The 26,477-nt window shown below is 38.6% G+C and carries 24 protein-coding genes and 3 pseudogenes; 7 read left to right on the forward strand and 20 right to left on the reverse strand.

Going from position 1 to position 26,477, the window contains the following annotated elements; all coding sequences use genetic code 11:
- Positions 1–340 (forward strand): annotated as a pseudogene (locus tag ACWI_RS16645) (AAA family ATPase); the annotation flags it as partial.
- A 159-nt stretch (positions 341–499) separates the two neighbouring features.
- Here ACWI_RS16645 and ACWI_RS19120 read toward each other — a convergent pair.
- Genes ACWI_RS19120 through ACWI_RS19130 form a run of 6 tightly spaced genes read right to left on the reverse strand, consistent with a single transcriptional unit; the run spans position 500 to position 1,865 of the window.
- A complete protein-coding gene (locus ACWI_RS19120; protein ID WP_175440970.1) occupies positions 500–646 on the reverse strand; it encodes a hypothetical protein in 147 nt (48 codons plus the stop codon).
- Entirely contained in the window at positions 647–829 is a 183-nt protein-coding gene (locus tag ACWI_RS16650; RefSeq protein WP_070372578.1) for a hypothetical protein, read from the reverse strand.
- A gap of 12 nt (positions 830–841) precedes the next feature.
- Positions 842–1,162, reverse strand: a complete 321-nt coding sequence (locus ACWI_RS16655) for a hypothetical protein (protein ID WP_070372579.1) — start codon at positions 1,160–1,162, stop codon at positions 842–844.
- Positions 1,159–1,590 (reverse strand): hypothetical protein, encoded by a 432-nt coding sequence (locus tag ACWI_RS16660; RefSeq protein WP_070372580.1) that lies wholly within the window; start codon positions 1,588–1,590, stop codon positions 1,159–1,161. Before ACWI_RS16660 ends, ACWI_RS16655 begins: the two co-directional genes overlap by 4 nt.
- Entirely contained in the window at positions 1,574–1,729 is a 156-nt protein-coding gene (locus ACWI_RS19125) for a hypothetical protein (RefSeq protein ID WP_175440971.1), read from the reverse strand. The genes ACWI_RS16660 and ACWI_RS19125 overlap by 17 nt, the downstream gene beginning before the upstream one ends.
- Positions 1,716–1,865, reverse strand: coding sequence for a hypothetical protein (locus ACWI_RS19130; RefSeq protein ID WP_175440972.1), 150 nt, complete (start codon positions 1,863–1,865; stop codon positions 1,716–1,718). Before ACWI_RS19130 ends, ACWI_RS19125 begins: the two co-directional genes overlap by 14 nt.
- Before the next feature lie 98 nt (positions 1,866–1,963).
- Between ACWI_RS19130 and ACWI_RS18850 the strand changes: the two genes are divergently transcribed.
- Positions 1,964–2,722, forward strand: a complete 759-nt coding sequence (locus tag ACWI_RS18850; protein WP_139142402.1) for a hypothetical protein — start codon at positions 1,964–1,966, stop codon at positions 2,720–2,722.
- A 189-nt stretch (positions 2,723–2,911) separates the two neighbouring features.
- On the opposite strand, the gene ACWI_RS19135 is transcribed toward ACWI_RS18850, so the two are convergent.
- The gene (locus ACWI_RS19135) at positions 2,912–3,073 is read right to left on the reverse strand and encodes a hypothetical protein (RefSeq protein ID WP_175440973.1); all 162 of its coding nucleotides are present in this window, start codon (positions 3,071–3,073) and stop codon (positions 2,912–2,914) included.
- A gap of 45 nt (positions 3,074–3,118) precedes the next feature.
- Entirely contained in the window at positions 3,119–3,319 is a 201-nt protein-coding gene (locus tag ACWI_RS16670; protein WP_070372582.1) for a helix-turn-helix transcriptional regulator, read from the reverse strand.
- 155 nt (positions 3,320–3,474) lie between these two features.
- Between ACWI_RS16670 and ACWI_RS16675 the strand changes: the two genes are divergently transcribed.
- The 5 genes and pseudogenes from ACWI_RS16675 to ACWI_RS16695 form a co-directional block, all read left to right on the forward strand.
- Complete coding sequence (locus ACWI_RS16675; protein ID WP_070372583.1) at positions 3,475–4,104, forward strand: LexA family protein; 630 nt, start codon at positions 3,475–3,477, stop codon at positions 4,102–4,104.
- Between the two features lie 64 nt (positions 4,105–4,168).
- Positions 4,169–5,170, forward strand: coding sequence for an exonuclease domain-containing protein (locus tag ACWI_RS16680; protein WP_070372584.1), 1,002 nt, complete (start codon positions 4,169–4,171; stop codon positions 5,168–5,170).
- A 63-nt stretch (positions 5,171–5,233) separates the two neighbouring features.
- Entirely contained in the window at positions 5,234–6,205 is a 972-nt protein-coding gene (locus ACWI_RS16685; protein ID WP_070372585.1) for a DUF3644 domain-containing protein, read from the forward strand.
- A 280-nt stretch (positions 6,206–6,485) separates the two neighbouring features.
- Positions 6,486–7,976 carry a recombinase family protein gene (locus ACWI_RS16690; RefSeq protein ID WP_070372586.1) on the forward strand — a complete coding sequence of 497 codons (1,491 nt, stop codon included), beginning with the start codon at positions 6,486–6,488 and terminating at the stop codon, positions 7,974–7,976.
- 37 nt (positions 7,977–8,013) lie between these two features.
- Positions 8,014–8,471, forward strand: a pseudogene (locus tag ACWI_RS16695) (IS630 family transposase); the annotation flags it as partial.
- Positions 8,472–8,676: 205 nt separating this feature from the next.
- Here ACWI_RS16695 and ACWI_RS16700 read toward each other — a convergent pair.
- From ACWI_RS16700 to ltrA, 12 genes and pseudogenes are all read right to left on the reverse strand, one after another.
- Positions 8,677–9,975 carry an MFS transporter gene (locus ACWI_RS16700; RefSeq protein ID WP_139142404.1) on the reverse strand — a complete coding sequence of 433 codons (1,299 nt, stop codon included), beginning with the start codon at positions 9,973–9,975 and terminating at the stop codon, positions 8,677–8,679.
- A gap of 209 nt (positions 9,976–10,184) precedes the next feature.
- Complete coding sequence (locus ACWI_RS16705) at positions 10,185–12,518, reverse strand: methyl-accepting chemotaxis protein (RefSeq protein WP_070372588.1); 2,334 nt, start codon at positions 12,516–12,518, stop codon at positions 10,185–10,187.
- A 382-nt stretch (positions 12,519–12,900) separates the two neighbouring features.
- Positions 12,901–13,134, reverse strand: coding sequence for a hypothetical protein (locus ACWI_RS16710; RefSeq protein WP_070372589.1), 234 nt, complete (start codon positions 13,132–13,134; stop codon positions 12,901–12,903).
- Between the two features lie 161 nt (positions 13,135–13,295).
- Positions 13,296–14,807 carry an aminomethyltransferase family protein gene (locus ACWI_RS16715; RefSeq protein WP_084633787.1) on the reverse strand — a complete coding sequence of 504 codons (1,512 nt, stop codon included), beginning with the start codon at positions 14,805–14,807 and terminating at the stop codon, positions 13,296–13,298.
- 28 nt (positions 14,808–14,835) lie between these two features.
- Positions 14,836–16,026 (reverse strand): MFS transporter, encoded by a 1,191-nt coding sequence (locus tag ACWI_RS16720; protein WP_070372590.1) that lies wholly within the window; start codon positions 16,024–16,026, stop codon positions 14,836–14,838.
- 50 nt (positions 16,027–16,076) lie between these two features.
- Positions 16,077–16,982, reverse strand: coding sequence for a carbon-nitrogen hydrolase family protein (locus tag ACWI_RS16725; protein ID WP_070372591.1), 906 nt, complete (start codon positions 16,980–16,982; stop codon positions 16,077–16,079).
- 267 nt (positions 16,983–17,249) lie between these two features.
- A complete protein-coding gene (locus tag ACWI_RS16730; RefSeq protein ID WP_070372592.1) occupies positions 17,250–19,256 on the reverse strand; it encodes an oxidoreductase in 2,007 nt (668 codons plus the stop codon).
- A 45-nt stretch (positions 19,257–19,301) separates the two neighbouring features.
- Positions 19,302–20,885, reverse strand: coding sequence for a malonate decarboxylase subunit alpha (locus tag ACWI_RS16735; RefSeq protein ID WP_070372593.1), 1,584 nt, complete (start codon positions 20,883–20,885; stop codon positions 19,302–19,304).
- A 41-nt stretch (positions 20,886–20,926) separates the two neighbouring features.
- Positions 20,927–22,090 (reverse strand): thiolase family protein, encoded by a 1,164-nt coding sequence (locus ACWI_RS16740; RefSeq protein ID WP_070372594.1) that lies wholly within the window; start codon positions 22,088–22,090, stop codon positions 20,927–20,929.
- A gap of 124 nt (positions 22,091–22,214) precedes the next feature.
- Complete coding sequence (locus tag ACWI_RS16745; RefSeq protein ID WP_084633789.1) at positions 22,215–23,066, reverse strand: 3-hydroxyacyl-CoA dehydrogenase family protein; 852 nt, start codon at positions 23,064–23,066, stop codon at positions 22,215–22,217.
- A gap of 30 nt (positions 23,067–23,096) precedes the next feature.
- Entirely contained in the window at positions 23,097–24,017 is a 921-nt protein-coding gene (locus ACWI_RS16750; RefSeq protein ID WP_070372596.1) for an enoyl-CoA hydratase/isomerase family protein, read from the reverse strand.
- A 797-nt stretch (positions 24,018–24,814) separates the two neighbouring features.
- Positions 24,815–26,229, reverse strand: a pseudogene (gene ltrA, locus ACWI_RS16755) (group II intron reverse transcriptase/maturase).
- Positions 26,230–26,477: the final 248 nt, after the last annotated feature.

Below are 26,477 nucleotides of genomic sequence, written 5' to 3' on the forward strand. Positions count from 1 at the left end.
TCCTTTTATCCTGATTCTCACTGGTTTACCAACGCTGGCCAACCGCCTGGCCTTAAACCAGAACCGGTCGCTGGATCAGCGACTGGTGACCCGGTTTCATTTCTCGCCGCTGACACCGGATGAGGTCCGGGACTATATCAAACACCGGTTTAAGCATGCCGGTGTTTCACGGAATCTGATCAACGAGAATGCTTATGAAGCCATTTCGTCATCCACTGGCGGTTATCCCCGATTAGTCGGTAATCTGGTTACCCAATGTCTGATTCTCGCCTTTCAAAAGCAAACCGATCTTATCGATGAAGAGATTGTTTTTGCCGCTTCTGCGGAAGCTGGGATTTAACGCCTGACGGCGTTACTTCCCTTTTTTTCTGGAGAAATAAAGCGTGATTATGTGATTAAAGACTGGCGTTTTATTTTCAACAACTCATAATTTTTACATTATTCCGTTCTTTTTCATCCGTTTTATTGTGATTAAACCAGTCCGAAATAATGTGAAAATTTACAGTCTTGATCGGATATCCAGCGCAACCATTCTTCTAAATTTATTAGGATCCCCAGTCTTTTCCCAATATCCTTTTTCAATTTCATGATCATCTTCACGGTTATGTGATGTTTTAGCCACATCTTCCAAATTCAGGTGCCCCATTTACTTGACCCCACTGAATGCAATTCCTGCAGCAACACACATGGCAGCAATGATTCCAATGGCTACCGCTGCGCCCATATTCGGACCAGCTCCGGAGACTACCCCGCCAATACTGATACATGCTGTCGTGAAAAGAAATGTTCCTATTGTCACGATCCCTGCCTTTTTAAAATCAATGTTCATCAAATTTCCCTCCTATAATCTTTTTATCACTGTCATGGCGTAATCTTCATTGTCCGAATATCCAAAGTGGTTCATATGCGGCAAAATCGGCTTGTAGCTTTTCAAGACAAGATCTTTATCCCAGTCAACATGTTCAGCGGATCCCCCGCACTGGCAATCAATTGATAATGGTACCAGCTTATGCTTTTCCGGATAGATCCGCCGGAACCGTTTGTCTTCCACACCTTTTTCCAGCCACATGCGCCATCGCTTTCCGCATTCCTGGCACTCAAACCACATAGCCCCATGGGTTAATTTCTGCTCCGTCTGTTTTTTCTGTCCTTTTATTCTCAAGATGCAACCTCTTCAGATCCACGTCTTAATTCAACAATCACTTTTTTCAATTCTGCATTTTCTTTTTTAATTCTTGTTGTTTCCATTCCATAGTCATAGATTTCTTTCTTAAGCTCTTTCACTAAGGCTTTATGTCCTAATGCTTCTCGTTCAATGTCCGACTGCAGATCCTCCTGCACGTCTTCCAGATCATCACCCAGCTCAAAGATCAATCCTTCCAAAAATTCAATTCTTTTTTCCAGTTCACTTTTTTCCTGCTGGATCTGGTATTTTTCGTTAATGTTCCGTGCCAGGTCGCTTTCAATGACTTCTTTATACTTAGCCTCTATTTCAAGATCCGAAATAGTATTCTTATGTTCCGCTCTTTCATAAATCAATTCATTCTGCAGCAGTTCTATGTATAGGTCTTGGTTAATTTCTGTTTTCATTTTTCGTTACCCCTTTGCATTCTTCTGGCTGATCAAATTCTAATTCTTTTTCCACGGATACTAGTTCAAGGCGCTGATCCAGCTCTTTACATAGATTCCCGATTCTGTTTCTGCAGCGACTGCATTTAATCTCTTCCATCTTTATCCTCATTTCCTACTACCTCAGAGAAAATACACCCCTTGCAATCACCATCACAGTTCATATCTGCATAATCCTCTTCATCGGTGTCTGAACACCACATGTTTTTAAATTCGCACCATAAATGGCCACTCATTTGCAAACCTCCTTTTTCATCGTTAATTTGAACTTGTTTCTTTTATGTACGAAACGTATAATTAATTTTATAAATCTTTCATGAAAGGGCTTTTATAAATGAAATTTGATTTTTCCTTTCTTACTACCTTATTTCCAATTATTATTTTGACCTATTTCCCGATTATCATTTCGACGCTTGCCTTTGGACTTTCAGCATTAACAATGTACTTGAATCGGAAGAGAATTTCCGTCCATTACGGTAGTCCAATCGAAGTTCTTGCCGAAAATTCTTTGTATTGCCGTGATCAGGATGGTATTTTTATTCCTGGCTCCTCCTATGGACCTGGAATTAACCTTACTGTAGAAATTATCAATTCCTCTCCATGCGATCTTTCTTATTTTGACTTGCGTGCATTTGATCCAGTAACTGACAAAAATTATTTTTTAATGACAAGAACTTCATTGCCAGAAACCATTTCGCATAAGAAACTGTATCGTGAGAATCCTGAAAACCCTCAGGCTCCATTTCACCACAACCTTCCAGATGCATCGTATGGTATGCTTCGTGCTCGATCATTCACTTATTGGAATCTTTTTATTATTCCGAGAAAAGATTCAACAAAATTACGTGTATCATTTCGTGTTGCTATCAAAAGACGCCCATTCACCAGATCCGACAAATACGTAAGTAAAAATCAAAAGAAATATCGATTTTATGCCATAGATTTGAACATTCCTGACTGGCAAAGTAATTCCCGCATGCACCTTCCTCTAAATATGCCTTTAGATGATTTTTTTGGAAGCATTACAAGAGATTTTACACCTCGTCCTGATGCAAATCCCGATATGCCTTCTCAAGAGCAACCCGAAAAATAAACTTTGCCGATTCTTGCATATACTGTTCATAATTCCTTTGAAGTTCTACTTCACGCTTAACCTGGTCATTTGACAATATTGGTTCTTCACGCCTGATATTTACAAAATCAGGCTTTTTTTTATTTCTTATTGTTATCACCAGCGCAGTAATTGATGCTCCCAATGCAGCGCATGACGTAATAAGTGCTATCATCCTTTTTTCCTCCTCTCCTCTTCCGCTGGTACCTCATAGGCAGATTTTCCAGTTTCATTTTCATATTGCTTCACCCAAGAATCATCATTTGTCATTTCCTGGAAGAATGTAAATGCGACTTCTTTAATCAGGTCATCACTGATCTGGGGGTTTTTCATAATTATGACCTCCTATCTTTTTGCGAAAGTACACATGAGGTGACTTTACTGCTTAAAAAAAATATCCTGTACTGATTTTCCATAATATTTTGCAATTTTAATTTTCACTTCATCCCTGGGGATTCTCTGCCCAATTTCATACATACTTAATGCTGAAATCGATATACCAAGGGATTCAGCTACTTCTTTTTGAGTTCTTACCCCACGCAATTCCACTAACCGCTTAGCTATAATGACATTTTCCATTTCATCGCCTCCTTTCGTAAGTACACTTCATGTGTACTTAAATACTACACCTGTTTTCTTTTCCTGTCAACACTTTGTGTGAACTTATTTTTAATTTTCCATTGCCTTTTCCACGTAGCGTGGTATAATGTATTTAAAATTAGGAGGTAGTCATTATGAGTAATTTTGCAAGTAGATTAAAAGAATTAAGAAAAGAATCAGGATTAACGCAAATTGAACTTTCTACAAAGGTAGGTATTTCAAAAAGTTCCATAAGTATGTATGAAGCTAACTCAAGAAAACCTGAACTTGAAACTTTAGAAGCGCTTGCTGACTATTTTAACGTTAATATGGACTATTTGCTCGGAAAATCTAATATAAGAAGTCATGCTGAAAACTTAATTAAAAATATCTTCCCCATCGAAAAGAAAAAATTCCCTCTCCTTGGTAATGTAGCCTGTGGCCAGCCGATCCTTGCAACCGAAAATTTTGAGGGCTATATTGAATCTGGTTCTAATATTCACGCCGACTTCTGTTTAAAAGCAAAAGGTGACAGCATGGTTAATGCAAGAATACTTGATGGTGACATTGTTTTTATCCGCAAACAGGAAATGGTGGAAAACGGAGAAATTGCCGCTATCCTGATTGATGAAGAAGCCACTCTCAAGCGTTTTTACATGAACAATGATTTTGTTCAACTGATTGCAGAAAATCCTTCAGTTCCTCCAATGATTTATAAAAAAGAAGAATTAAACGGGATTCGTATACTTGGTAAGGCGATTGCTTTTCAGAGTGATGTTATATAACCAATTGCAATCATTTTCAACGTGATCTATAATAAACTTATCTTATTTAGGAGGTAAGTTTGTTATGACTAAAAGTAAAAAGAACAGTATCATTGATTTTCCCAATGAATTCGTAGTTGTCGATATCGAAACAACTGGTCTCTCACCAGTATACGACTCGATAATTGAAGTTTCAGCATTAAAAGTAAAAAACAATCAAATTGTTGATAGTTTCACATCCCTCGCTAAGCCTTCAGGCGGGTTCATGCCCTTATTTCCATCAGAAGACAGAGATTATTTGTATGATAACGATGGCAGACCATTCTATTACGTTAGTGAATTTATAACTAATCTTACCGGGATAACCAATGAAATGCTTAATAATGCTCCAGACTTAAAATCAGTACTCAATGATTTTTTCCCTTTCGTTGCTGATTCAATTATAGTTGGTCACAATGTAAGCTTTGATATAAATTTCTTAAAAGCAAATATATCTGAATTATTAAATGAAAATTTTGATTGTAATTATGTAGATACAATGAGAATTGCCAGGAAGTTATTCAAAGATAAAAAACACCACCGACTAATTGATATTGTCGATTATCTGGAAATACAAGTAGATGAATCAAAGACTCATCGTAGCCTTTACGATTGCGAAATAACTCTTAACTGTTATGATTCAATGAAAAATTTGGCTTTAGAATCTTACGAAACCATAAATGCTTTTACTGATTTATTTTCAAAAATAAATTATCTAAACTATGATCCTCGTTCACTTGTTTCAGAATCAGAATCTATCGATGAGACAAACCCTCTTTTTAATAAAGAGTGCATCTTTACCGGTACTCTTGATAAATTAGTTAGGAAAGACGCCCAGCAAATGGTTGTTAATTTAGGTGGTTCCTGCGGTAAAAGCGTCACTCAAAAAACTAATTATTTGATCCTTGGTAATAACGATTATTGCAAAAGTATAAAAGATGGCAAAAGCAATAAACATAAAAAAGCTGAAGAATTGAAAATTAAAGGTTTTGATATTGAGATCATGACTGAAGATGTTTTTTATAATCTTATTGGTTTAGAAATATAATAAAATCCCGCCCTACTCCTGGCAGAGTAGAACGGCTTTCAGAAAGGAAAGAAGGTGAAGCTCATGGAGAACTTGAAAACTAATCTAATAAACAAAAGTATTGAAGCTTTTATTATGGGATTAGAAATATATAACAAGCCAACAATTCGCTATCGCATTGAAGGATTTTCGTTTTTTATTGTGAATGCTTGGGAATTGATGCTTAAAGCAGAATTGATAAATAAAAATGAAAGCATCTATTATCGAGATAAGCCTGATAGGACGCTTAGTGTCGAAAAAGTAATTAAAAAAATTTACACAGACAAAAATACCAGAGTAAGACTCAATCTCGAAAAGATAATTGATCTTAGAAATATTAGCACTCACTATATTACTGAAGATTATGAGCTAAAATATGCACCCCTTTTTCAAGCATGTGTTTTGAACTTTGTAAATGAAATAAAAAGATTTCACAATGAAGATATAACAAAGTATATTGCTCAAAATTTTTTAACTATCACTGCAAACTACGAACCTTTAACAAATGAACAAATAAAATTAAAATATTCATCTGAAATCGCTGAGAAATTTATCATGCAAGCAAATGAAATTGATGTATTGAGCGCGGAATACAACTCGGATAAATTCGCAATTAATATCAAGCAAAATCTTTATATCACAAAGAAAAAAGATGAGGCTGATTTTGTTGTTAGTATTAAAAGTGGCGCTGCAAGTGAAGTTGCTATTGTAAAGGAACTTAAAGACCCATCAGATACCCACAAATATACTTACAGTACAGTTATAACCGCCGTAAACGAACGTTTAACGAAAAAACGAATAAAATTAGATTACGAGAAAGGATTTAACTCGCATGTACTTAACTTGGTAATTGATTTTTACGCTATTAAACAAAACGAAAATTTTGCTTATGAACACATAATAGGTAATAATAGCCATTTTACCTATTCTCAACAGTTTATTGATTTTATCGTTTCTGAGATAGAAAAAGCTCCCAACAAATTTGTTGAGAGCTTAAAAGGCAAAATAAAAAGATAACCCCAGGCACATGGGAATGCTCAATAAAAAATACTTACCCCATTTTGGGACCCAGTGTTGTTCCTTCTCAAGTTATCTTATTGTCTATATTGTATTAGAATTTTCTCTATTTGTCAATTGATCTTAAGTAATTTAAAAAACCGCTCTGGTGCTACCAACATCAGAACGGCTTCACATACCGGGATATAAACCACAGTATTTCTAACACTCGTATTATACTTTATATCCCGGGTTTTTACAACACCCGGGCATTTTTATGCCCACAATTTGGAGGTATAAAATGCAAACAGCTGTGATATATGCAAGATACAGTTCTGACAACCAGCGTGAGGAATCAATTGAGGGCCAGATTGAAAGCTGTACTAAATATGCGCTTGATAACAATATCCAGATCCTAGACTCGTATATTGACCGAGCAAAGACCGGAACAAATGACAACCGAGATGGATTAAAGCAAATGCTCAAGGATAGTTCTAAAAAACATTTTGATACCGTCCTGGTGTGGAAGCTTGACCGCTTCGGTCGTAATCGGGAAGAAATGGCAATCAATAAATCACGCTTGCGAAAAAACGGCGTGACGGTTAAAAGCGTCAAAGAGAATATCCCTGATGGTCCAGAGGGTGTTTTAATCGAATCGCTTATGGAAGGTCTGGCCGAATACTACAGCCTGAACCTCTCCCGGGATATTCGCCGGGGAATGCATACAAACGCAACAAAGGGAAAATCCACTGGTGGCAACATCGCTTTCGGGTATCGGATCGGCAAAGACAAAGACTTTGAAGTGGTGGAAGAGTTGCGCCCAGTAGTTGTTGAGATCTTCACTCTTTATGATAATGGATACAGCTTTGCTGATATCTGTGAGATTATGAATAGCCGTGGTATTAAAACAAGCCGGGGCGGTAAGTTTAATAAAAATACTTTACGCCCGATGTTGAGCAATGAAAAATACATCGGTATTTATAAGCATATGGATATCCGTCTTGAGGGTGGCGTCCCGGCAATTATTGATAAAGACCTGTTTGATCGTGTTCAGAATAGATTGGAGAATACCAGTATGAAATATCGAAAAATTAGAACAAAAAAAGACAATGATGTTTGCTTTATTTTGACTGGAAAAGTATTTTGCAAAGAATGTGGCAGCGCCTATCGTGGAGAGAGCGGAACAAGTAAAAGTGGTAATACCTATTATTACTATGTTTGTGGGAACAGCAAGCAGAAAAAAGGCTGTAGGGCCAAGCGGATCGGCAAAGATAAGCTGGAAGAAATCATTGTAAAAACTACCCTGGAATATGTGCTGACCCCGGATCATATTGAAAAAATAGCTGATAACATTATTGCGCTTTGTAAAAGTAAGAGCGAATCCCCTTACCTATCAAAACTTATCTGTGATCGTGCCGCTGCTGAACAAAAAATTGAGAATATGCTAAAAGCAATAGAGGAAGGTATCTTTACCTCGTCAACTAAGCAGCGCCTGGAAGCCTTGGAGCGTGAGGTCAATAATCTTTCTGTCTTCATTTCCCGGGAGCAAATAAAAAGACCGACAATCACAAAGGATGCGGTCATTTGGTTTCTGAACAATTTCACCCGTCTGGATTACAGTGATCCAGAAAATCAGGTGCGTTTGATCAATTCTTTGATTAACTCTGTTTTGATTGACGGGAATCAAATCAGTATCGCTTACAATTACACCAACAATGACGGTAAACCGGCCTTTGCTGAGTGTTCGTCTAAGTCTTGTATGTATAAGAACGCAAAAAATAATACAATTTAGCGTAATTCGAATTACGCTAAATTGTATTATTACGCTAAAAAGTATAATAATTAAATATTTGGACCGGTATGTACCGACTTATGGGAAACATCGCGGTGTAAAATTGGTCGGAAATCTTAACTACGAAACCGGTGAAGTTTACTGCGAAGAGCATGAAACCTATGATGCAGCGGTTTTCCTCGGATTCCTTGAAAATTTACTTTCAAGGAATCCGGATGGTAAGACCGTTCTGATTCTGGACAACGCACGTATCCATCACGCAAAACTGCTGATTCCCTTTCTTACTGAGAATGCTGACCGGCTCCAACTGATTTTCCTACCGCCTTACAACCCGAATCTGAATCTCATTGAGGGACTCTGGAAGTGGCTGAAGGAACGGGTCGTTAATAATGTATTCTATCATTCTGTTTCTGAAATACGTAAGAATGTTGCTGATTTCTTAACCTCCATTCAGTCCGGGAAGCGGTCATTCAGAGACTGTGTTTCAAGTTATAGCTATTCAAAATCTTTAATCAATTATATATAGTTTTTCTGACAAAAAATTGTTGACTGTTTCAAAATCTGCTGGCATTAACTAACTGTTTCACTTATGGGATGTACAACCATATTGATACCTTTTTACGCTTACACCCTTCATATTTAATCATTTAATTAAAACGTCAACAAATATTTCATATACCTATAAAACTTTATCAAACAACTATTGAATCACTGGCAAATGCGCTTCTTTCGGTTTCCGGATAAAAAATGATGCAACTGTACCGAGTACAACCAGAATAATAACCATCTCAAGAATTGCGACATACGAATGCGTCAGATCAAATACAATACCCGCAGCCATCGATCCAAATGATGAAACCAGCATATTCATATTCACAACGGAAAGATTGATCGGATAGTTCTTTGAACCATAAAAACGATTAACATAGGCCGATCCTGTCGGGGTTATGCAGCCGTAAGCAAGCCCCGTTACGATATAAGCGACGATCAGTAATACCATCATATGACTTGTTAATGCGGTTATCAGCAATATTATCGCGATTATAAATATCACACTCCCAATAACCATTGTGAAAAAATGTCCAATTTTATCGAACAGTGTACCGAATACAATCCGTCCCACTCCATTAAAGACCGAAATAAGACCGACAACCGTTGCTACAGTACTCATTGTGATTTCCGGACAAGCTTCCATTGCCATCGGTGCCCCCTGCGAAATGATGGCCAATCCCGCTGCTGAGAGCGACGTCGCCCAGAAAAGATATAACCAGAATGAAGGGCGCACTACCATTTCTTTTGAACAAATCTCCTCATAACTTTTTTCAGATTCTTTAACATTTTCTGTTACATCAACATCCCATTGTTTATCGTTCTTTACTATAAAAAAACCGGCAAAAGCCATGACGACAAAAATAATAAACCCAAATACTAAAAACGTTGTCCTCCAACCGCCATTGCTATCCATTGGCGTTACCGCAGTGTAGACTTTTCCAATAATAAAACCGCTTATCCCAAATCCCATTAGCAGAAGCCCTGAAATAAATCCCTGTTTATCAGGAAACCAGCTCGTTACTGAACTCATTACTGCATTATACACTAGTCCTGAAGCCAAGCCCGCCAATACCCCAAAACCCAAATAAAGGGTAATCAGTGAATCGGCAACTGAGGTAATACTGAAACCAGCCAGAAACAGCAGGGCCGAAATCCAAACAATGACTCGCGGTGTCAGTTTTTTTTGCATTACTCCACCAAGGAAACCGCCCAGGCAAAAACAAAACATGATAATTGTAAACGTGACTGATAGCTGGCTTTTTGTCCACTCTTTATACATCATGGCGATTGGCGCCTGCAAAACAGTCCATGCATAAACAAGACCGGCCAACAACATAATAACAACTCCGACGCTGGCATATATCCAGCGATTTAGATGATTCATTTCAATAATTATTCCTTTCGTTTCACTCAGAAGACAAAATGTTCTGAAATATTTTATCTTCAAGTATTATTTTCCAAATGAGAAAATGCCACTAAAAGATCTACAGTTTGCCAACTAAGCCTTTCGTAATGGCATTTAAACAACTTATTGTCGTTTTTTGTTTTAATTGAAGTTGAGCTAATCTTCATTCTTAACATTTACGCTTAGTCTGCCGCTCTACCAATTTGTTCTTCATATAACAGCTAAAACTGTTTGGTGATATCGATGAAAAATTAGCACTTCCCATTCTTTAATTTAAATCGATATAGCTTATTTTTAAGCATTTCCGCTTGCCCGGACAGTTCTTCACTGGCCGCTGCACTTTCTTCAGCAGTCGCTGAATTCTGATGGACTACCTGTGACACCTGCTCAATGCCCTGGTTGATCTGAGCAATTTCTACGGCCTGTTGAGTTGATGCCGAAGCAATACGACCATTAATTTCGGAGATCTTACCGATCCCATCTACCATTTCATGAAGAGATATTGCAGTTTGATTGGCAATCTCAGTTCCATTTTTCACCTTATTGATGGTACCTTCAATTAGAAATGTTGTCTCTTTTGCGGCATCCGAACTACGTGCTGCCAAAGTTCGTACTTCTTCCGCTACCACTGCAAAACCTTTGCCATGTTGTCCAGCTCTGGCTGCCTCAACAGCTGCATTTAAAGCCAGAATATTTGTCTGAAAGGCGATATCATCGATCACTTTTATGATCTTTGAAATATCGATGGATGACTGATTGATTTTTTCCATAGCATGTTGCATGGTAGCCATTTGCCCATTACCAGCTTCAGCACCTAATTTGACATTCTTTGATAACACCTGTGCTTGATTTGCTGAATCCGCATTTGTTTTAGTCCGATTGGCAATTTCACTAATCGCAGCAGTCAATTCTTCAATAGCACTGGCCTGCTCAGTCGAACCTTGTGCAAGCGACTGACTACCACTGGCTACCTGACTGGCACCTGATAAAACCTGCTCAGCAGCATGGTTGATTTCTGATAACAGCTCATTCAGAGTTTCAATAATATCATTTAGAGCAGTGGAAATTTCAGAAAAATCACCATCAAAACTATCAATAGTATCCAATGCCAAATTTCCGTTACTGATTTCGCCAGTTATATCTTTTATTCGCTTCGTGATCCAGTTCAGATAAGTATTGGTCTGATTTACTGATTGTTTCAACTTATCGAAGTCGCCCTGGTAATCGCCTTTGACCATAACGTTCAGATTACCGCCTGAAACAGCTGTCATCACAGTAATTACTTCATCTAAAGGTGCTTTTATCCGTTTTAGAATTGCGTTAAGACCAATAATCAGCGTTTTCCACGCCCCTTCAAATCCTATTTCATCAGCGCAGGCACTTAGATTCCCTTTCATTATTTCCTCAATCATCCAAGTCGTGTTGTCAATCAAACCGCCAACTGATGCTCCTACCTGTCGCATCATCTCTCTGATACTTTCATATTGCTGATAGACTTCCTGCGTAAATTCATTCGGCTCACCAAGATTCAAGTCAAAATTTAGCTCTCCCCTTGCTAAATTACCCAAGTTCCCCACAAGCCGTTTTATTTCCGTTTGATTGTAAGCATTCACACTCATTACAGCTGTCTGATCTAGTGTCATCTCTAAGATATCCGTAGTGGGCTTCCCATTTTTATCAAGTAAATAAGCAATATCTTGCTTATAATATTTTCCTCTTGCATCAAAGTTTACAGTATTTATGCTTCTTTCAATCAACATTTTTCTGGCACAGTTTTCATTCCCACACATGCTCGAGCCGGATAAACTACAATCCATACCCACTGCCATTTCACGCGTTTCAATGACGCCTTTGCTAATAAGATAATCAGCCATGCCTTTATTGATATATTTGTATTTGTAATTATCGTCTGTAACCATCAAAGCATATGGAATTGCATCAAGGATTGCCCCGAGAAAATCCTTTTGTTCAGTTGCTTTTTTTAGCGCTTGCTGCTGATTTATAAAGACCCTTTGAAATCCTCCAGAAAGTTCCATAACACCAGGTATTTTTCTGTCTCCCTTATCGCATTGGGTTAATAGAACATTTTCTTCAGTTGTAGCTTCTAATACACTTAAGCACTCATTTATTCTCAATAATGCCAAATCAAAAGGAATGTTAGCTGATAGCAACTCGCTTTTAGGTGAAAAATCTCCTTCCGAAATTGAATGAACCATCTTATAATGGAACTCAATCTGATGCTCAACCATTTTGATTCGTAAGATCAGTTCATCCAACGGATTACCACCCTCACTTGCCAGAACGTTACCAACTCTGCTTTGTTCTGATATGTTAATTCTACCCAACATATCAGCCATATTGACAATTTTGGTATACCATTTTTTCATTGAAAGACAGTATACGCTGATTGCAGAAATAGAAAATATTAAGAAAATAACAGCCATTAAAGAATTAATTGTTTCGTTGATTTTATTAGATGGGTTAAATATTCCCAGTAATAGAACCAGTAGCATCAAAGTGATCAAAAACAATGGTGCACATTGATCAATAATTATTTTTTTTAATAGCCTTCTTTTGAATTTCATTTTTCTCTCCTTGTATCTCTACAAAGTGATACACTTACCAAATAACACATTCGGTAAATAAGTAACCTTTGCATAACCACCTGTTAAACGAAGCTGATGTCATACCGGTGCCCTTTTCACCTTTCCATAATAATCCGCTGTATAATAATCAACGGAATCGTATCGATGGCAAACCAGTAACTAATTTCCATGACACGATTCCAAAGTTATGTTCAATAAAGAAGAATTGACCTGTTATAACCACAAAACTGAAAATTTCCAACACCATTGGAACTGCGGAAATATAAATAAAATTGATCATCAAAATAAATATGCAACAAGCCCATCTAATCTACAGTTTTTAAATTTTCTGCCATGTTAAAATCGCTAAATTGTACAGTTATTATTTGCTTTTCTCATTCACTTCTGCAAAACACTTGGCTATCTTTTGTTTATTCACAACAAAGGTCATTAAAACACCCAAAAAGGTGCTGACTAATCCACTTATCCCATTATTGATCGCATTTGCTATTTCATTTTCAGGTATACCAATTACAAAATAAGAAATTATAAAACTCATTATAAACCCCATAACAATACCTGGTAATCCCATAATTAGAATATCTTTTACTTTCAATTATTTCACCTCTATTTATCGCTAAAATTTTCAAATCAATTGAACACATTATTTTATGACTCATCTATTAGCACGACTTTCCCGGCAGTGCCAGGTTGCGCCTCAGTCCTTTATTGTGTTTACCATGCCCATCTCTTGATCATGACCTGTTAAATAAAATCTCAAACGTTGAATACTGGATGGGGAATTTTTTCTACATCAAATGTTTCATTTCTATATTCTTCATTGTAATAAGGGAACTGTGCCACTATTGCCCGGATTTCCTTTTGAGGTGTACCCGGCGTTCCCCAAAGGATTTTGAGTTCTTTTCCTTCTATAGCGAATTCTGATTTGATAAACGCAAGAGAAATCATACGACGGTGGTAAAAGTCATGTGTTCTGCCTGAAGCCACACCGACAACACTCCCTTCACATAATACCTTGCTGATAATGAACGGTTCATCAGCTCCATCTCCTACCTTTGTAATTATGTCTAAGGGCTCTACCTCAGCACCCATGAACTGGCTGGCAAAAATCTCTCCAACATCTGCCGCATTCCACTCCAAAGTTACGCACTTTCTCGGACTTTTCTTTTCAATTTCCTGTAGCGCTTCTTTACCAACAAAGTCATGATCATAACTAATTAGATAATCCCACGCAAGGTCATGCGGTGTCACGAATGCATTCTGAACATCATCACTTGCACTTCCTGAGAATGGGTAGATTTTATGGTGAGGAGCAATATGTGGTTCATTAGTAACGAACTGTGCAAGCGCATCTCCGCTAGAAAGCCACGGATACCAGAAATGAATCCATTGATTCGGATAGCCGCCCTGAGTGTGATTTCTGCAGTATGTATTCGTGCCTTGCTGCTTAATACCAAATTCCTTACCTGCTTCCATGATGGTGTCAAAGACCAAATCGGCATTTTTTTCTTCACCATGAACTTCATAAGCTAAGCAACCCGACATCCCGAGCCGCACTACAGTCATATCTGTACCAGCGATCTTAACGTCCTTTTTGCCTGCGAACTTAATGTCGTGTAAATCTGTCTGGGTAGCTTTTTCGAGTATTTGAAGAGACTTTGGTCCATCAATCTGGAAAAAATATTCGTCTGTTATCCACTGGCCTTTTACATTCATTCCAAGTGTGTCCACATAAAATGGCAACGCTGGTGCCAACCAATAAGTACGGAATGTCTCATCATCGATTCTAGTTATTAATCCATCAGCAATAAGCTGTCCTTTCTCATTGCACATTAATGCATGTCGGGAACCGCTAATCTTTAACTTGCTAAAATCCCTATTTACGCATACGTCATTCAGTAGTTTTACTGCATCTGGTCCTGAGACATCATAGACCGGTGAAATATTCAAAAAGCATCCTAACCATGCGGTCTCTCTGCATGCAAGCAATTCCTCTTTAGGTGACGAAACCAAGAATGGATACAGCGATGGTCCTCGCTTATTCATAAGTTTGCAATCCCGATTAATCGAACTATCTACTGAAAATTTCATTGTTATATTTCCTTTCATAATAAAATTAATTTTATATTGATAGCGGATAACGCAAGCAGCAATTACTACGATGTTGGTGTTATCCGCTTTAACCTCATGACACCTTAAACTCATGTCTTTATAGTCAGAAAATTTTAAATCGTTAAGCTTTTGAACAAATGGATACCATCCCCCCACTGAAAAACCTTATAAAATTCAAATGACTTTACGCTACATTATCAGCTTTTTTTTGACTGGACTGTGAGAGTAGTGTACAAACTATCGACACAACAAAACCTATAAGTGCAATGACTCCAAACAACAAATACGAACCCCTTGCAGTTGTAACATTAAATAAACTTTCAATCATTGGGATGATATACGATGCTAAAAAATAAGCAAGCGAATAAACCACTCCAAGATATGTTATAGCCATTGTCGCTCTTTCTTTAGGCACCAATACAGCTACTCTTGCTGTAAAATACGGTTGGATCAGTCCTACCGCAGCACCCGCTGTAGCGCAGGCAAGATAAACGCCTGTAATACTGTACGTAAAATAATAAATAACATACCCTGTCCCCAATAGACAGCATCCCAACGCAATTGTATATCTCTCAATTTTAGTATATATTTTCCCAAACAGCATTCCCGATAGAAAACCTGCCACAAATACAGTCGCACTTCCAATCCCTATCTGCATGGGTGTCCCCAATTGCTCAGTGGTAACAAATACCCCCATCTTCAATTGGTTTATAACTAAGATTACCGATAGAAAAAACACAGCAGCTAGAAAATAGTAATATGAGGAACTGAATTTCTGCATTTTTTCTTCCTTTGCCGCATGTTGATAAAGTTTTTTTTCTGGTTCATCTTTAGGTAAAGCCAAAAAAGCCAACAGTGCGATGGGCAAAGCAATCAGATACAAGAACAACGCATAGTGATAATCAACGACAGCAATTCTTCCTGAAGCAAGTGCCAGTAGAACACCGATTCCACATGCTGTAGCCTGCATGATCCCTAACATACTTGCTCGTTCTTCGCCATCAAAGTACTGTACAGCGAGAGCTCTTGCAAGAGGATAAAGAATCCCCATTCCAACTCCAAGCAATGCTCTCATAGCCAAGACATAATAGATATTTTCAAATAAAAGAGTCCCTGCTCCAGCTAACGAAAAAATAGATAAGCCTATTACTAGAAGAGTCTTTTTACTAAACCAACTGCACAATTTTCCTCCTATAAAAATAAACGGAATAACTGTTAGATTGGGAATGAGATAAATCAAGTTGGTCATTACAGCGCCATTACTTGAATATGTTTTCATAATATTCCCGAAAATTGAAACAAAAATACCGATATTAATATATAGGTAAGTCGAAGATAGAGCAAGTGATGCTTTTACTAATTTTTTATTTTCCATAAAAAACCCCTCCTGTATTTTTAAGGTAATTTTAGCTGCTCATCATACAGCTATCTTCTGTGTTTTTCAAAATACGGTATATATATATCAGTTCGTAGATCTCTGATAGAATCCATGTTTCCAAGACCAAAAGTAGCAAAGCAGTTTGCAATTGCCGCCTTTGGATCAATCTCCGCAATCGCCATGTCTTCTTCCCAGCCAGTTGTAACAATAACATAACCTTCTGGACTATATATTCTTGCATGCCCTGCTTCAAGGCCTTCTTCCATGCGGGTAATATTTTCCGGGCTAGCTCCACAGCTATCTACAAGTACAACGGCGTTTTCAAGCGTACGGCAATAACCAGTACTCGTCCAGAGATTCAAAGTGAAATCATCCTCGCCTGTGCTTTTATCTGTTCCTGGCCAGGCGGACATTGCAAGTATTATTTCTGCACCCCCAATTTTTAGGCATCTTGCGATTTCTGGCCACCACCTATCAAAACAGATCATCATACCAATTCTACCGATTTTTGTGTCGAACACCGGTATCTCGTTACCAGGATGGAAGAAAAGCCGTTCTGTACCGGGTTGTTGAATTTTTCTGTATTTCCCTATAAATCCTTCTGGCCCAACCAATACACCACAATTGTAGAATCTGTCACAATACTCCTTGTCTTGTTCTGACATGGTCCAAGAGATATAAATATTACGCTCTTTCGCCTTTGCAATCAAGGCCTGAACTGAATCACCCTCGGGCACATACTCCGCTGCATTCACCCAATAAGATGTCGCATCAATGTTGGTAGACATCATAGTAAATGTAGTTGGAATACCTGGAAGACAAAATTCAGGAAACGCAATAAGATCAACCCCTTTTTGGGCTGCTTCATCAATAAAACACAACATTTTTGCCAAATTTACCGCCTTATCAGGAACACTTACCATTGCTACGGATGCAATTTTAATTTTAGACATTACTTTTCCTCCTTTAAATTGTTTTCTTAAAATTGTAGTTTTTGTTTTTAAAGCGCTCAGTCTTTATTAATTCCTCCTTACAAGATTTGGTTATAATTACAGCAAATCTTGTGCCAAGTTTTTTTCCGCTTTTGCCACGTTAAATCAGGTTTCCGTTTCATTATGCGTCGCAATGTCTCAAGTTGAGAATATAAAAGATGCGCATTTCTGACACATTTCGAGACACTTTGGATTTCTATATATTATATCAATAGAAAGTTACTTCGATTATTCTGCGAGTGCTTCTTTAGCGTCTTTCAGAGCATCTATCACTTTTCGTGGTTTTCTAGCGTCGCCAATTACAACCATATCTGCAATTTTCCCTTTTAATTGCTCTGCCAATTTATTTTCGGCTCGAGATCCAATTGCCAAAACAACTGTTTCTGCAGGTATAATCTCCCTTGTGCCGTCGGAACGTTCTACGGTAACTGAATTTTTCTGAATAGAGATAACTTTTGAATCAGGATGTTTGTCAACATTGTATCTTTCCAAATTTGTCATCATAATCCACTTGGAAGAAGGTCCAATATCCGATCCAATTTTAGGCTGCATTTCAACAATGGAGACTTTTTTGCTGCCATGAGTCAATAATTCATATAGCATTTCAGGTGTTTCTGCACGATTCAGAAAGAGAAATTTAAGCGTATCTGCACTGATAGTTCCTTCTTCAGCAATTTTTAACGCAGTTTCTATACCAACCGCTCCACCCCCAACGACAACAACCTTTTTTCCAATAGATGCTTTCCCACGCAGAACATCCCACGCTGAAACTATATTTGCACCTTCCTCTTTTGGAAAATCAGGAAGTAAGGGTTGAGCTCCAGTTGCTAAAACTACTTTGTCAAACTTTCCACTTTCAACACAAGATATAATCTCCTCTGCCGTAGCTTCATGACTGAAATCAAAAGTTACACCAATATTTTTGCAGGCGATGTATTGGAAAGTAGAAAGCTCAGCAAAACTTTCGCGTCCTGGAGGTGAAGAAACTAAATCCATCTGTCCGCCAGGTTCATCTTCCTTTTCCCAAACAGTAATTATGGAGCCATCAGATGCAGCACGCAGGGCAAATTCCATCCCCGCCACACCAGCACCAATCACAAGAATTTTCTTGATCAAGGAAGACGCAGATTCAGACTCGAATCCTGCATCACTATTTGCAAGACAGGCCAGTGGTTTTGACTTGAAAACGTGATCCATACATCCTTGATTGCAACCAACACAAGGCCGAATTAAATCAGGACGTCCATCCTCTAATTTTCGCACCATATCCGGGTCAGCTATAAAAGCTCGACAAAACCCTATAAAGTCTGCATCTCCTCGGATTACGACTTCTTCTGCAGTCGAAATATCAAAGCGATTACATGCGTATACAGGAATAGAAACGGCCTCTTTCACGCGTTTTGACAAATAGCTAAAGGCACCTCTTGGCACATCCATAGTAAGCTGTGGCACCAACGTTTCATGCCAACCTCCCGTTATATTAAGTGCAGCTACGCCAAGTCGTTCCAATTCCTTGGCAATGATAATGCAACTGTCATTATCATTACCATTGGGTACAAACTCATTTCCAGCTAATCGTACGGTAACCGGAAAATCGGAGCCCACAGCTTTTTTTACTGCAACGACTATATCACGAAGAAAATTCATGCGGCCATCTAAAAATCCGCCATAACGATCAGTGCGAAAGTTTGTAGATGCTGATAGAAATTGTGCAATTAAGTACCCAGCACTAGCGACCAATTCAATACCATCAAAACCAACATCTTGTGCCCGTTTTGCCGCTGCAGCAAAATTACAGATAATTTCTTCTATTTCTTCTATTTTTAATGCACGTGTCTGGGCTCGATTAAATTTGCACTTATAATCAGAAGGGGCAACAGGGGTTTGACCGTTGTACTCTTCAGGTTTAGCGTAAGCTCCAGGATGCCACAATTGCGGGAATATTTTCCCACCTTCCTTATGAACGGCATCTACCAATTCCTTCATACCTGGCATATCGTTGTCACGCGAAAGTTGCATTACACCTGCAGTGCATATACGCATAGGATCCACACCTACTGCCCCAACAACAATGAGGCCAGCACCGCCTGCAGCACGCCGACGGTAAAATTCTATTAACCTGGGTGTAGGCTTGCCATCTTGTGTTGCATAGGAAAGCTGAACAGGAGTCATTACAAAACGATTTTTAATTGTTATTCTACCTATTTCATATGGTTGTAACAAAATATTAGACATATATTAGCACTCACTTTCTAATGTAAATTTAAAACAATTTTTCTTTTAATTTTGAATTTTAAAATCAAAAAATTCATGATCCATGATTTTAACATTTTCTGTGATCAATGGTACAAAATCCATATTTGCCAGTATATCACGCTCTATATCAATCCCAGGAGCAACTTCTGTTAATAATAATCCTTCAGGGGTCAGTTTAAATACACAGCGCTCTGTGATATAGGTAATATCTTGATTATTCTCTATGGCACCATCTCCTGAAAAGGATATTTGTTCTACTTTATTTACAAATTTTCGATTAGTACCCTCTTGAATAATGCGAAGTTTATTCTCTTCAAATTTTAGCTCCATATTCTTTCCATCCATAAAGTTTGTCATGAAGACAACTTTATGTGATGATTGTGTCAGATTGATAAATCCGCCTACTCCGATAATTACACTACCTACTTTGCTTACACCAACGTTTCCCTCTGATGATACCTGTGCAGCACCAACATATACACCATCCAGATTCCCACCATCATAAAAATCAAACATGATGGGCATTTCTGTAATCATCTCAGCATTAAGAGAAGCGCCAAAACCAGGACGAGGCAGGGGAATCCCACCGATCAGGCCAACTTCATTGGTTAAAGTAATATCCTCCCAATCACCGCATTCAGTAGCTATCGTAGCAATGAGTCCTGGAATGCCAACTCCCAGATTGATTATGTCACCCTTATTGATCTCTTTATATGCTCTTCGAGCAATGATATATTGATCATATCTTTTCTTATTTCCAGGAATAAATGATACCATTCTTTCAATGTAAGGTACGATCTCTTCTGAATAAAGTATCCCATCTCCATTAATAGCTGGCTGGTTTTTTTCAAATACGCACTGCAACTGATTCGGGTTAACGATAATATAATCCACTGCTTTCCCCGGAATCTTTACCAATTTTGGATGCAATCGCTTATCCGATATCTGCTCAACCTGAATACACACTATTCCCCCATTAGCCTTTGTTGCTAATGCAATTGCAATCGCATCAACAAAAGCAGCCTCATTCTCAAAAGAAATATTACCTTTTTCATCAGCGATAGAGCCTGCAATAAATGCAACATCAATCTTAGGTGTGAAAAACTGAAGATATTCCTTCTCAGCAATATTTACGACTTGGGAAAGCGGAGGTTCATTACGAGCTTTTTCATTAAGACACGCACCGTCGAGACGCGGATCAACCGAGGTATTTAAACCAATTCCACTAATTATTGCTGGTTGTTTTCCTGCCGCAGCCCTATACAAATGTGAAACCACTCCTTGAGGGAGATTGAAACCAGCTATTTTGTTTTCAGAAATCATTTGGGCAAGAGTAGGAGTAGAGTTGACTTGTCCCAATACCGCTTTTTTGAAAAGCCCTTCATTGTCTAAAAACAAACTATCTGCAAAGGCACCTTTTTTTGATAAGCCGAGCGCTGTTGCACCCCATAGAGTAAGTCCACTAGGGGTTTTTGTGTCTTGGTATCGTTTGCCAAGAGCTTGACAAAGCAGATCAGGGTTACATACTGTAGCTACGCCATTTACTGCTAAAACATCGCCATCTTTGACTATGCGAACGGCTTCTTCTGCACTAATAATTTTTGCCATAATTTTATTTCTCCTATTCAATTCTTAGTAATTTCTTCTTACTATTTACATAACTCAAAGACACCTGCCGCTCCCATGCCGCCACCTATACACATAGTAATCAAGGCATATTGTCCACCAGTATCACTCAGATAAGACAACGCTTTTGACGTAAGAATAGCACCAGTAGCCCCCATAGGGTGGCCAATGGACATAGCACCTCCATAAGGATTAACCTTCTGCATATCCATACCAAGTTCGTTAATGCACGCTAATGCCTGTGATGCAAAAGCTTCATTTATCTCGATAACATCCATCTGTTCGAGAGATAAATTGCATTTTTTCATAAGCTTTGGAACAGCAAATAAGGGTCCCATCCCCATTTCTGTTGCGTCACAACCCGCTACAGAATATCCCGCAAACTTGGCAATTGGCTTTATGCCAAGCTCTGATGCTTTCTCCGAAGACATAATAACTACATATGCCGCCGCATCAGTCATTTGAGAGGAAGTAGCTGCCGTTACTTGACCTTCTTCACGGAAACACGGAGTCATTGCGGCCATTCTTTCCATACTCGTTTTAAGCATTCCATTTTCGTCGGCGAGAATCCCCTCATCTATCATGATCATGTTACCTTGATCATTTAAAACCGGGATGATACAATGAGCCAACTTGCCTTCGGTACGAGCTTTTGCGGCTTTTTTATGGGATTCCAAGGCCATTTTTTCCATGTCTTCACGTCTGATCATATAATGTTCTGCTACCCTTTCAGCCGTTTCACCCATAGACATATAACCACCAATATAATTTTCTTTAATCCATGGATTCATATACGAATCAGAATACGGAATAAAACACTTACTCATACTCTCTACGCCACCTGCTACTGCTACATCATATTCACCTGAAATAATAGCATTAGCCGCAGATGAAATCGCTTGTAAACCAGATGAACAAAAACGATTTATCGTTTGTGCTGGTACACAATCAGGTAATTCAGCTCGATTTACAATCAGTCGACTGATATTCATATGTGCCTCATTTATCGGCATAGCACATCCAGTAATTACATCACCTATTATTTCAGGATTGATTTGAGGAACCTTGCTTAGTACTCCCTTCAGTGTCTGTGCGGCATAATTTATCGGATGACTATTTGCAAACCCTCCTTTATTTGCCCGACAACAAGCGCTGCGTCCATATGCAACAATAACTGCTTCTTTCATTATTTCCTCCTTGTTAATTCTAAAAAATGCTTACTCCTCACAACTTCATAGACATAATTGCAAAAAGTATTTTTCATATCTTTCGATATTTTTACGCTTGACAAATAAACTATTTAGTTTATATTTATTTATAGTCATACCATCCATGGCCTGACTTTCTTCCTAATCGCCCCTCTTCAATTAATTTCTTGACACTATCGCAGCACTCCCATGTTGTAACTGGCAGTTCTCTTAATGATTCACAGGCATGAGGATATATATCCAATCCAGACATATCCATCATTTCAAACGGTCCCATTGGGTGATTAAGCCCCTGCTTCATAGCAGTATCGATATCTTCGATAGTAGCTATGCCATCTTCATAGCAGTGAAGTGCTTCCTGTAGAAAAGCAAACAAGCACCGGTTGACAATAAAACCTGGTGTATCAAACTTGCATTCAATAGCTGTCTTACCTATATAACTGGCCACTTGTTTAATTACTGAAACCGTAGCATCTGTTGTATCATTTGATCGAATCACCTCCACCAACTTCATGACTGGTGCAGGAAAAAAGAAATGCATGCCCGCGCAACGCTCTTTCATTGTACATTCACTCATAACCTGAGAAACTGATATCGTGGATGTATTTGTGCAAAGAATCGCATCAGGTCTGCATATCGTTCCGAGTTCTTTGAATATAGACTGTTTTAATTCTAATACTTCAGGCACTGCCTCAATAACCATATCGCAGATTCCTAACTGCTTCAAATCCTCAGTAGTATTAATCTTTTCTATGGTATTTTCTACTAAATCGGTTGTGATTTTTCCTGCCTCAGCACGTTTCTTTAAAGATGCGTATATCTTTTCTTTTGCATTTTCACAATACTCTTCCTTAATGTCGTAAAGAATGACTCTATAACCTCCAGTTGCAACAGCCTGCGCAATACCAGCTCCCATCTGTCCTGCGCCAATTACACCTATCGTTTGTATGTTCATAATAATATTCCTTCCTATTCCTTTTAAATTTTAATTATTAGTAAATACTGCAACTCTTTTTTCAAGCATTGCAGACATTCCTTCTTTCTGATCATCTGTATCAAATAATAAAGAAAATTCAGCCGTTTCAGCTGTCTTACCAGCTCGAATACTCTCGTTAGCTGCCGTATTGATTACAGCTTTTGCTGCAGCTAAAGCGCATTTAGGTTTTGATTTCAACAATTGCGCAATGTCCATTGCTTTTGTATAAATAGCCTCAGCTTCAGCAGCATCTGCTACTTTCTCTGCTGATCTTGCTCTATCTTCTGCTTGTTTTAATAAAACTTTGTTTTCCTCACAAGATTTTTGAGCTATCAGTGCAGTTTGAGCGGAGGTTACTTCTTCATCCAAGGTAGCATTTCCTGTAACATACCAATTAATCAGACCAATTTCATAAGCAAGCTTACCTGGTATCTTCTCATTAAGCATTATTAACTGTTTCGCCTTTGACGGTCCAATTATTGATGTTATGCGAGCACAGCCATGTGCTCCGGGGATAATGCCAAGACCAACCTCCGGTAAAGCTAAAAGTGTTCGTGAGCCCCCTACTCGAAAATCACATGCTAGAGCCAGTTCTAATCCGCCTCCCAACGCAAGACCATTTATTGCTGCGATAGTAGGGATTGGCATACTTTCCAATTCATTATTAATATCAATTGCTACTGTGCAAAATTCTCTTGCCTTGCGTGGCGGAAAATCAGACATTTCTTTTACGTCTGCTCCAGCCACAAAAGATCTACCAGTGCCGGTTACAATCAGTACCCGAATGGACGAATCAAGCTTTATTTTTTCAAGCTCATTTAATATTTCTTTGCTAATTGTGCTGTTTAACGCATTTAGAAATTTAGGTCGATTAATTCGAATTGTTGCTATACCATTTTCCTTTACAACAGTAATATTACTCTCTTCCATAAATAATTTCGTATGAAATACCCAAAGTGATAGTCATACTTTTCCTTTCATCTTATTCTTTTTTATATGGCAACAGTGCTTTATCTCATGCACATGGCGCTGTAACCTCACTTAATAGCAATTAAATATCTTCCCACATCGATCAAAAATATCTTTTTTACTCATTATTGAGCTATAACCATAATGACAAATTTTTTATTACATTCATAAAAATTACTCATTTCAGCTGGAATAGCGCTTTTTTCCGCTCACTGAACCTCCTTCTAGTCTTGATATATTAAAAACAAAGGGCTGTTACATCTAAAAATCTCATTTCTAAATAAAGCAATTTAATAATTAAGATATTTTCTTTTCCTCTTAGCGATTTGAAATAATAAATTCATTCAGTAAATTGGGATTGTATCTGTGGTTCACATATTTTTAACATTGCAATATGAAGTAATTTATATATTAGCAATTTATATGCCAACTTTTATTCAAAACTAAATTATGACAATGTACAATTTAATAATCCTGGAGCAAAGCGATTTATTTCGAATCTGCTCCTTCATAATGCTTTATTACTGTTTGCATATTTTATTTTTTATAAGACAAATTGATACACTAATGTCAATGCCTCTGAACGAAGTTGAAACAATTTGACACGCGTTCATGTCCCCGATTATTTTACGGAGATGCTGATATCACTATAAAATAACGATGATTTTCCACCAATCGGGTAGGAGGCTGACCATTAATTGATCAACCGACCTCCCACACCACCGTACGTACCGTTCGGTATACGGCGGTTCCAAAGTTTACACGGTTACTTGCAGATAATAATCATAAAAGTTGGGATATCTTGCCCGCTTCAAGCGGTCATTAGAAAGGGTTCTCAGTAAGATTGGGCTATGGGCGGTTCGCCAATAGCCTTTTCTTGTGTTTGCCCACATCCAGGCCCGTTCTTCATCCAGTCCCAATTTCTTGAGATTGATAAATCGGGTTTTCACTTTCTTCCATCGTTTCCAGACAACCATCCGGATCCGGCTTCTCATCCATTCATCCAGCGGTTTGAGTATATTTTTCATATCCGCCAGCTTGAAATAATTGACCCAGCCCCGCACGATTTGCAGCAGTCTTTCTTTTCGTCTCTGAATTCCCATCCCATTACTGCGTCCGGTAATCTGTCGGATTTTATCCTTCAGCTTCCGTATGCTCTGGGGGTGAACTCGCAACCTGCCCTGTCCCCAGTAGATATAGAATCCATAACCGAGGAATTTCACTTTTGTGACGTTGGCCACCTTTGTTTTCTCCCGATTTATTCGAAGAAACAGTTTCCCTTCGATAAACGGTGCGATGTTCTTAAGGGTTCGTTCAGCGGCTCTCCGGCTTTTGCTGAAGATCATCAGATCATCGGCGTATCGGATAAAACGGTGTCCCCGGCGTTCCAGTTCCTTGTCACATTCATTGAGCATGATATTTCCAAGAATTGGGCTGAGTGGGCCGCCCTGAGGCACGCCTTGCTCACTTCGCTCGAACACACCGCCTGACATCACGCCAGCGTTTAAATATTTGTGGATCAGGGAGATGCCCGTCCATCTTTGATGGTTTCAGACAGCATCTGAATGAGTCGACTGTGATTGACGGTATCAAAGTACCGCTCCAGATCCATATCCACAACATATTTATATCCGTCGGTGATATTTTTCTGGCATTGTTTTAGGGCACCCTGAGCACTTCGCCCCGGTCTGAATCCATAACTGTTGTCTGAAAATTGTTGCTCGAATATCGGCGTCAATACCTGGCTGATCGCCTGTTGAATCAGTCGATCCACCACAGTTGGAATTCCCAATTTTCGTGTTTTCCCGTTGTCTTTGGGTATTTCTACCCGTCTGACGGGTTGTGGTTTATATTTACCACTTCGGATGGCTTCAATGAGTTCATTCCGGTTTTCTTTCAGGTAGGGCAGAAATTCATCCACCTGCATCCCGTCAATTCCACCTGCACCCCTGTTTTTCTTCACCTGCTTATAGGCCAGATTCAGATTATCACGGGTTAGAATTTCCTCCAGCAGTCCATCCGTCTGCTCATTTGTGTTGGTGATTTCGGTTTTAATTATCTTTGGTGACGCACACACGTCTGCATATTCTTTCTGTTCCGCAGATACCTTTTGCAGATCGCCTTCATTTTGAAGTTTTCTGTGTTTTATTTTATCACTATCAGTAATCTTCATTGATCTTCACCTCCTCTGGTTCAGCCCTTCCTTCGACTTCTAGATTGTCTCCGTACTATGGCTTCGGCTGATTTCTCACGATAAATCTTATTTCAACCGTGTTTCATACTCTGTTTCCACACGTCCGTGAGATCTCCCCGGGTAAGAACGCAATCTTTCCTTCCATCTATCTGCCACATTTACACCATCAACTTCCGGGTAGTTTTAGGGCTTTGGTTTGCTTAGCAACCTTACCCAGTTGATAATGC

The sequence above is a fragment of the Acetobacterium wieringae genome (genome assembly GCF_001766835.1).
Classification (GTDB): Bacteria; Bacillota; Clostridia; order Eubacteriales; family Eubacteriaceae; genus Acetobacterium; species Acetobacterium wieringae.

What these genes read in the sequence shown, in the direction of transcription:
- ACWI_RS19120 (WP_175440970.1), bottom strand. Translation starts at nt 646, where the DNA reads ATGGGGCACCTGAATTTGGAAGATGTGGCTAAAACATCACATAACCGT.
- ACWI_RS16650 (WP_070372578.1), bottom strand. Translation starts at nt 829, where the DNA reads ATGAACATTGATTTTAAAAAGGCAGGGATCGTGACAATAGGAACATTT.
- ACWI_RS16660 (WP_070372580.1), bottom strand. Translation starts at nt 1,590, where the DNA reads ATGAAAACAGAAATTAACCAAGACCTATACATAGAACTGCTGCAGAAT.
- ACWI_RS19125 (WP_175440971.1), bottom strand. Translation starts at nt 1,729, where the DNA reads ATGGAAGAGATTAAATGCAGTCGCTGCAGAAACAGAATCGGGAATCTA.
- ACWI_RS19130 (WP_175440972.1), bottom strand. Translation starts at nt 1,865, where the DNA reads ATGAGTGGCCATTTATGGTGCGAATTTAAAAACATGTGGTGTTCAGAC.
- ACWI_RS18850 (WP_139142402.1), top strand. Translation starts at nt 1,964, where the DNA reads ATGAAATTTGATTTTTCCTTTCTTACTACCTTATTTCCAATTATTATT.
- ACWI_RS19135 (WP_175440973.1), bottom strand. Translation starts at nt 3,073, where the DNA reads ATGAAAAACCCCCAGATCAGTGATGACCTGATTAAAGAAGTCGCATTT.
- ACWI_RS16670 (WP_070372582.1), bottom strand. Translation starts at nt 3,319, where the DNA reads ATGGAAAATGTCATTATAGCTAAGCGGTTAGTGGAATTGCGTGGGGTA.
- ACWI_RS16675 (WP_070372583.1), top strand. Translation starts at nt 3,475, where the DNA reads ATGAGTAATTTTGCAAGTAGATTAAAAGAATTAAGAAAAGAATCAGGA.
- ACWI_RS16680 (WP_070372584.1), top strand. Translation starts at nt 4,169, where the DNA reads ATGACTAAAAGTAAAAAGAACAGTATCATTGATTTTCCCAATGAATTC.
- ACWI_RS16685 (WP_070372585.1), top strand. Translation starts at nt 5,234, where the DNA reads ATGGAGAACTTGAAAACTAATCTAATAAACAAAAGTATTGAAGCTTTT.
- ACWI_RS16690 (WP_070372586.1), top strand. Translation starts at nt 6,486, where the DNA reads ATGCAAACAGCTGTGATATATGCAAGATACAGTTCTGACAACCAGCGT.
- ACWI_RS16705 (WP_070372588.1), bottom strand. Translation starts at nt 12,518, where the DNA reads ATGAAATTCAAAAGAAGGCTATTAAAAAAAATAATTATTGATCAATGT.
- ACWI_RS16720 (WP_070372590.1), bottom strand. Translation starts at nt 16,026, where the DNA reads ATGGAAAATAAAAAATTAGTAAAAGCATCACTTGCTCTATCTTCGACT.
- ACWI_RS16725 (WP_070372591.1), bottom strand. Translation starts at nt 16,982, where the DNA reads ATGTCTAAAATTAAAATTGCATCCGTAGCAATGGTAAGTGTTCCTGAT.
- ACWI_RS16730 (WP_070372592.1), bottom strand. Translation starts at nt 19,256, where the DNA reads ATGTCTAATATTTTGTTACAACCATATGAAATAGGTAGAATAACAATT.
- ACWI_RS16735 (WP_070372593.1), bottom strand. Translation starts at nt 20,885, where the DNA reads ATGGCAAAAATTATTAGTGCAGAAGAAGCCGTTCGCATAGTCAAAGAT.
- ACWI_RS16740 (WP_070372594.1), bottom strand. Translation starts at nt 22,090, where the DNA reads ATGAAAGAAGCAGTTATTGTTGCATATGGACGCAGCGCTTGTTGTCGG.
- ACWI_RS16745 (WP_084633789.1), bottom strand. Translation starts at nt 23,066, where the DNA reads ATGAACATACAAACGATAGGTGTAATTGGCGCAGGACAGATGGGAGCT.
- ACWI_RS16750 (WP_070372596.1), bottom strand. Translation starts at nt 24,017, where the DNA reads ATGGAAGAGAGTAATATTACTGTTGTAAAGGAAAATGGTATAGCAACA.